Annotated in this window: 8 protein-coding genes; 2 read left to right on the forward strand and 6 right to left on the reverse strand. The window is 61.6% G+C overall.

Annotated features, from left to right (window positions below):
- The 5 genes from C0Z19_RS27450 to C0Z19_RS27470 all read right to left on the reverse strand — a co-directional run.
- A partial coding sequence (locus C0Z19_RS27450; protein WP_102612979.1) for a HigA family addiction module antitoxin occupies positions 1-229 on the reverse strand: 229 nt, incomplete at its 3' end.
- 10 nt (positions 230-239) lie between these two features.
- Positions 240-383 carry a type II toxin-antitoxin system RelE/ParE family toxin gene (locus tag C0Z19_RS27455; RefSeq protein ID WP_102612980.1) on the reverse strand — a complete coding sequence of 48 codons (144 nt, stop codon included), beginning with the start codon at positions 381-383 and terminating at the stop codon, positions 240-242.
- A gap of 718 nt (positions 384-1,101) precedes the next feature.
- On the reverse strand, positions 1,102-2,268 hold the full coding sequence (locus C0Z19_RS27460; RefSeq protein ID WP_102612981.1) for an IS91 family transposase: 1,167 nt from the start codon (positions 2,266-2,268) through the stop codon (positions 1,102-1,104).
- 21 nt (positions 2,269-2,289) lie between these two features.
- A complete protein-coding gene (locus C0Z19_RS27465) occupies positions 2,290-3,165 on the reverse strand; it encodes a tyrosine-type recombinase/integrase (RefSeq protein ID WP_102612982.1) in 876 nt (291 codons plus the stop codon).
- A gap of 199 nt (positions 3,166-3,364) precedes the next feature.
- The gene (locus tag C0Z19_RS27470; RefSeq protein WP_102612986.1) at positions 3,365-3,841 is read right to left on the reverse strand and encodes an OsmC family protein; all 477 of its coding nucleotides are present in this window, start codon (positions 3,839-3,841) and stop codon (positions 3,365-3,367) included.
- A 138-nt stretch (positions 3,842-3,979) separates the two neighbouring features.
- Between C0Z19_RS27470 and C0Z19_RS27475 the strand changes: the two genes are divergently transcribed.
- The gene (locus C0Z19_RS27475; protein WP_102612983.1) at positions 3,980-4,621 is read left to right on the forward strand and encodes a GntR family transcriptional regulator; all 642 of its coding nucleotides are present in this window, start codon (positions 3,980-3,982) and stop codon (positions 4,619-4,621) included.
- A gap of 266 nt (positions 4,622-4,887) precedes the next feature.
- Here C0Z19_RS27475 and C0Z19_RS27480 read toward each other — a convergent pair whose 3' ends face one another.
- Positions 4,888-5,103 (reverse strand): hypothetical protein, encoded by a 216-nt coding sequence (locus C0Z19_RS27480; RefSeq protein WP_102612984.1) that lies wholly within the window; start codon positions 5,101-5,103, stop codon positions 4,888-4,890.
- A gap of 20 nt (positions 5,104-5,123) precedes the next feature.
- Here C0Z19_RS27480 and C0Z19_RS27485 point away from each other — a divergent pair, with 20 nt between their 5' ends.
- On the forward strand, positions 5,124-5,993 hold the full coding sequence (locus C0Z19_RS27485) for a PhzF family phenazine biosynthesis protein (protein ID WP_102612985.1): 870 nt from the start codon (positions 5,124-5,126) through the stop codon (positions 5,991-5,993).
- Positions 5,994-6,302: the final 309 nt, after the last annotated feature.

Genomic DNA, 6,302 nt, shown 5'->3' on the forward strand with positions numbered 1-6,302 from the left:
ACAAATCCCATTGCGCCTGCATGCCGACCCACATCTCGGGCGACGTGCCGAGCCATGCAGCAAGCCTAAGCGCGAAACTGGCCGTCACGCCCGACTTGCCGTTCAGCACGTTGGATAGCGTAACGCGATTGATCTGCAACGCCTCCGCCGCCTGCCCCACGGTCATGTCCTCAGGGATCCATTCCCGCAGCACCTCGCCCGGGTGCGCAGGATTGTGCATCATCGTCATAACAATCACCTTAATGATAGTCCTGGTAATCGAACAGGATCGCGTGCGTACCTTCGAACGTGAAGGTCAGCCGCCAGTTTCCGTTGACCCAAATTGACCAATGCCCTTTCAGGTCGTCTTCGAGCGAATGCAATTTCCAGCCTGGAGCGTTCATATCCTCCGGCTTTGTGGCTGAATTCTACTGAAATGGCTCGCGTCGTTGGCGAGCCACGCTTCGGTTGATGCTGCGTCCCGCGCCCGGCTCGGGGGGGGCGTTGCGCTGCCGCCCCAAACAAGGTGCCGGTCACGCTTGCGGAATTCGGGTAGATGTTGCAGGGCGCCTAAGTGCCTGCCTGTCAATGGAGCGCACGAGCGCATGGGAGGGCGATTTCCGTCGAGTCCGTTCAGATGAGATCTCGCGGAAGTTGCCGACCGCTGATGTGCCGAGTTTCGCAAGCGAAGACGGCGCCAGGAACCGCGGCTCAGTGACTACCATCGCGGCAGCGATTGCGCTGTCGATCGAATACGCACCGACGGTGTTCGTTAAGGTTTATTCGATGCCTGCCATCGGGTGCATGAATGTGCATACCTCTGCACATGTCGGCAGGCGTCGAATAAGCCCGATGGAGGAAACCGCGGAGTGCCCCGATGCGGTTGGAGATTTCGCGGCTATGGCGATTGATAGGCGGGGATGCTTGATCGTGTCGGGTGCAACTCGACGGAGTTGGATGCTGGCTGGGCGCTGACAGGGTAGCGAAGCGGTGCCGTCGTGTAATCGCGATGACGAGGCGGCCGTGCGAGGAGCGTGGTGACGTGACACGCGCAAACGTCCGCTCGTGGGCCGCGTTGCCGCAAAGCCGACGGTCGGTTCGGATATCGGGGAACCGTGGAGTTCATGTCTGCTCCCGGTGCGTTGGGGGTGCGCGGATTGGGGCGCTGCGCGCGAGCACGTGGATGACGATCATCGGCGCGCCGCAGTGGCGGCAGATGAAGACGGGCCGGGTAGCGATGGTGGTGTCCGGTGACGGGTCGATGGCGGGTGCGACGTGCAGCAGGCCGCGCATCTTGGCGAGACTGGCGCGTCGGACCGGGTTGGCGAGCAGCCCGTAGTGACGGATGCGATGGAAACCACCGGGCAGCACATGGAGCAGGAAGCGGCGCATGAATTCGCTGGCCTCTAGCGTCATGGTCTTGTAGCGGGTGCGCCCCTTCGCGCGATAGTCCTTCCAGCGGAACGTCACGCCGCGCTCGTCGAAGGCGAGCAGACGCTGGTTGGAGATGGCGACGCGGTGCGTGTAGCGTGAGAGGTACTCGAGCACCGCCTTCGGTCCGGCGAACGGGCGCTTGGCGTAGACCACCCATTCGCAGGTACGCAGCGGTGCCAGCCACCGGGCAAAGGTGGCGGGGTCCGCGAGCCCGGTGTACTCGCCGAAGAACTGTAGCTGGCGATTGCGGTGGGCCAGTTCGAGCGCTTCGAGGAAGCGTCGGCGGAACAGGCGTGAGAGCACGCGCACCGGCAGGAAGAAGCCGGGCCGGCAGGCGATCCAGCGCTCACCATCGGGCGACAGCCCGCCACCGGGCACGATGCCGTGCACATGTGGGTGATGCGTGAGGGCCGAGCCCCAGGTATGCAGTACGAGCGTGGCCCCGATCTGGGCGCGGAGGTGTTTGGGATCGGCGGCGATCGTGCGCAGCGTCTCAAAGGCGATGTCGAGCAGCAGGCCGTAGATGATCCGCTTGTTGTACCAGGCGATGGCGCTGACGGGCGCGGGCAGCGTGAAGACGACGTGGAAGTATTCGACGGGCAGCAGATCGGCCTGGCGTGCCTCCAGCCAGCGGTGTGCTGCGCTGGCCTGGCACTTCGGGCAATGCCGGTTGCGGCACGAGTTGAAGGACACCTCTGTCCTTGCGCAGCCTGAACAGCGCAGCACGTGTCCGCCCAGCGCCGCGCTGCGGCACTGTTCGATGGCTGACATGACGTTCAGCTGCCCCAGGCTCAGGTGTGTCGTGGCCCGCCACGCTGGCCCGTGGCTGCGGAAGATGTCCGCAACCTCCAGCATGAGGCGCTACAGCGCGCGGGCCTACTCGGAGGGCAGCCGGTCCAGCGGACTGGTGACCTCGCGCAGCAGGTCGGTGGCGACCTGGAGGTAGAGCGCGGTGTTCTCGAGCTTCGCATGGCCGAGCAGCACCTGGATCACGCGGATGTCCACCTTCTGTTCAAGCAGGTGTGTCGCAAAGCTATGCCGAAGCGTGTGCATGGACACGCGCTTGTCGATGTGCGCCGCCTCGGCGGCGGCATGAGTGGCGCGGTTCAGTTGCCGCGTGCTCAACTGATCGAGCGGATCGAGGCCGGGAAACAGCCACCCGCCATCGAGCATCTTGCCCTGCGCACGCGCCACGCGCCACCACGCACGCAGACGCTCGAGCAGCACCGGTGAGAGCATCGCATAGCGGTCGCGGCGGCCCTTGCCTTGCTCGATGCGCAGTGTCATGCGTTCGCTGTCGACGTCGGTGACCTTCAGCGCGACCACTTCGCTGGCGCGTAGCCCCGCGCCGTACGCGACCGACAGCGCGGTCTGGTGCTTCAGGTTGCCGGCCGCCTCGATGAGGCGCCGGACCTCATCGGGGCTGAGCACGACGGGCAATATGCGGGGCACGCGCACCGGATGCATTCTGACCATCAGCTCGGGCCGGTCGAGCGTGACTGTGAAGAAGAACTTCAGGCCGGTGATCGCGTGGTTCAGCGACACGGCCGATGTGCCGTGGTCGACCAGATGGAGCTGGTAGCGGCGCAGGTCCTCGACGGTGGCGGTATCAGGTGAGCGCCCGAGGTATCGGGCAAACTCGCGCACGATGCGCAGATAGTTGGCCTGCGTCTTGGGCGAAAGCTGGCGCATGCGCATGTCGTCAATCATGCGCTGACGCAGTGGACTGACGTTTGACTGTGAGGAGGTCATGATGGGACTCCTGCTGAAGAACGAGGCGGATTGCCTCATTCGCCAACATAAAGCCGCGCGACCGGCCTCTCCATGACTTCCAGCGTTGGACCGTAGCCCCTACCGCGCGAGCGGTTTAGTCCTTCGACCGCCTTCAGTCATTTTCGACCCGCCGATGAGTGTCCGATATCAAACGCAGAAGCGCCGCTTCGATCGCCACTCAGGTGCTGGCTGACTCGATGGTGGGTTCGCAGCGGATGGGGAAATTGACAGAGTTCGCCACGTAGCACTTCTTGTGAGCTTCTTGGTGCAAACTGGCGGCCAACTCACGGTCATCGCCGGCGCGAATGATGACCCGGGGGTGTAAGACCATTTCCGTGAATCGTCCCTGTTCGGGGTTGTCAATCATCGTTCCTTCAGCGTCATCGACATAGTCAAGGACGCAGATGCCCGCGTCGGCACACAAATGCAGGTACCAGAGCTTATGGCAAGCCGATGCCGAAGCCAAAAGCAGGTCCTCGGGGTTCCAACGTGTCGAGTCTCCGTAAAACGCGGCATCGGACGAACCGGAAATGTCCGGTTTGGTACCTGAGCGAATAATGTGGTCGCGGCTGTACAGGCGGTATCCCGATGTCCCGCTCCCTTGGTTGCCCGTCCATTGCACGGAAACGCGGTATTTGTGTTCACCGTATGCCATTGTGCTCTCCATCGAGACGAAACGTTGAATAGCGAAAGTGGACCAGCAAGACGTCACTTGTCGCACTGAACTGCGGACCATTTTGGCACCGGATTCTAATTTGGTATACCATTATTCCAGGCCATCGGATCTTCGATCATGGATACAAAATTCGACTCCACGGCGGACACGGTAGCCGAGTCGCTGCGGAAAATGATTATGGACGGGGAGTTGAAAGGCGGAGACCGGTTGGTCGAACGAAACCTGGCCGAAAGGTTCGGAATCAGCAGGATTCCGATGCGCGAGGCCATTCAGCAACTGGAGCGCGAGGGTCTGTTGGATACCTTCAGGAATCGCGGCGCCGTCGTACATATGCTGACAGCGTCGGACGTGAAGGAAATCTACGACTTGCGGGCACTGCTCGAAGGGGATGCAATCTATCGAAGCGTGAAACGACTCGACAACGAGACCGTCGCGCGCGCCGAACTCGTCCATCGCCTGCTTGGCGATGCGAGTTTGGCGGCAAGACAGGGCGAACTCAACCGGGAATTCCACGCGCTCCTGTATTCGCGCTGCGGTAACGAACGTCAGTTGAAGGTGATTGCTGAACTACGCAGCCAAGTCGAACGCTATGAGCGCCTGCAAGACACGTTGCTTGTGGATACACCGTCGTTCCAAGTCGAGCACAAGAGCATTCTGCAGGCATGCCGCGTACGGAATGCGCGTGGAGCCCGCTCGATGACCATCGCGCATCTCAATTCGGCTAGGGACATCGTAATGCAACTGGTCGAAAGCGGTTGAAGGCGGCAATCGAGTCCAGACCGCGCGCGCCCCCTTCAAGGGCTGATCGTTACCACATTGCGGACGGTCATTCGATACGCGCGAACGTCCCGTCAGGGTTGCGGATTCAACCGGTCGATTTATGCCTTTTGAATGAGGCATGAGCCCGAGACGATCCTCGTGCTCGGCTGTGGGGCACAGTGCGACCATCATCAGCCGGTCGCCAGGGCTCTGGTGCCGACATTCGAGTGTCAGTGGCAACCTGAGGGCGGTCGTCGAGCCGGTTTTCAATGATAAGAAAGCGCCAAGCGGCCGGTAGTCCGAGAGATGGCATGGCTCACGGAGCCCAAGGTTTCAAATGCTCGGCCTGCAGGCTTGAACGTCTTCATATCCGCATCCTCGCCGCGCTTCCCGTATTTGAGCTTCGTGTCGTCGCGTGTGCCGAGGATGCGAAGTTGCGAAAATCGCTCGGAATCGGATTCAACGATCCGCCACGCATTCATTCACCACTTGGTAACGAACAATGACAACGACAGAACACCATGCTGCGCCGTCCAGCCTTTTCACTGTCGAACGACTGGCCTCGTTCGCTGATGGCAATGCCGGTGGCAATCCCGCTGGTGTCGTGATTTGTGAGGTGCTGCCGGATGTTCCCACCATGCAAGCAACGGCAGCGGAGGTTGGCTATTCCGAAACGGCATTCGCGGCGCCGCTCAGCGGTGCCTGGCGGGTACGCTATTTCGCACCCGAAATCGAGGTTCCCTTCTGTGGACATGCGACCATCGCACTGGGAGCTGCACTTGCTCGGCGTGAAGGAGACGGGCTGTTTCACCTGCGCCTCAACAAGGCGGAAATAACGGTCGAAGGGCGTCGTGACGGTGCAGCATTGGTCGCAGCCTTACATTCGCCGTCGACCCACAGTGAGCCGGCACCGCCTGATCTGGTACGCGATGCGCTGGCACTGTTTGGCTATACGCAAGGCGACCTTGATCCGCGCCTGCCCCCTGCGATTGCTCAAGGTGGTGCAAAGCACCTCGTCCTGGCACTCGCCGAGCGTGCCCGTCTGTCTGAAATGCACTATGACCTTAATGTTGGCCGCGAATTGATGCTTACTCACGGCTTTACGACGATCGCGCTGGTGCACGCAGAGCATCAACGGCTGTTTCACGCTCGCAATCCCTTCGCGGCGGGCGGTGTGTACGAAGACCCCGCGACCGGAGCGGCAGCAGCGGCCTTGGCTGGCTACCTACGGGATGCAGGGTGGCTGAGGGACGGCACAGTCGACATCATTCAGGGCGAGGACATGGGGATGCGGAGCCGCATCCATGTGGAAATCCCCCCGGAAGCAGGCTCGAGCATACGGGTGTCAGGTGCGGTTCGCGCCTTGGCTTAATGAGGTGTTCACGAGTGTTGGTTGGCCGCTCTGGTGTCGATGATGCTGTATGGCCGGTATCGAACTTTCCGCGCTTCCACTGGCCCGCAAATAAGTTCTGATCCGGGTTGCGATGCGCGGCCGGTTGACTTCCCAAACCAGCCGCTCAAGGCTCCGCGCTCGACCGGCAAATTTGGGTCGGTGGACTAAACCGCTCGCGCGGTAGGGGCTACGGTCCGGCGCTGGAGGTCAGGGAGAGGCCGGTCACGCGGCTTTATGTTGGCGAATGAGGCAATCCGCCTCGTTCTTCAACAGGAGCCGAATCATGAC

This window comes from Trinickia soli (genome assembly GCF_002879855.1).
GTDB lineage: Bacteria > Pseudomonadota > Gammaproteobacteria > Burkholderiales > Burkholderiaceae > Trinickia > Trinickia soli.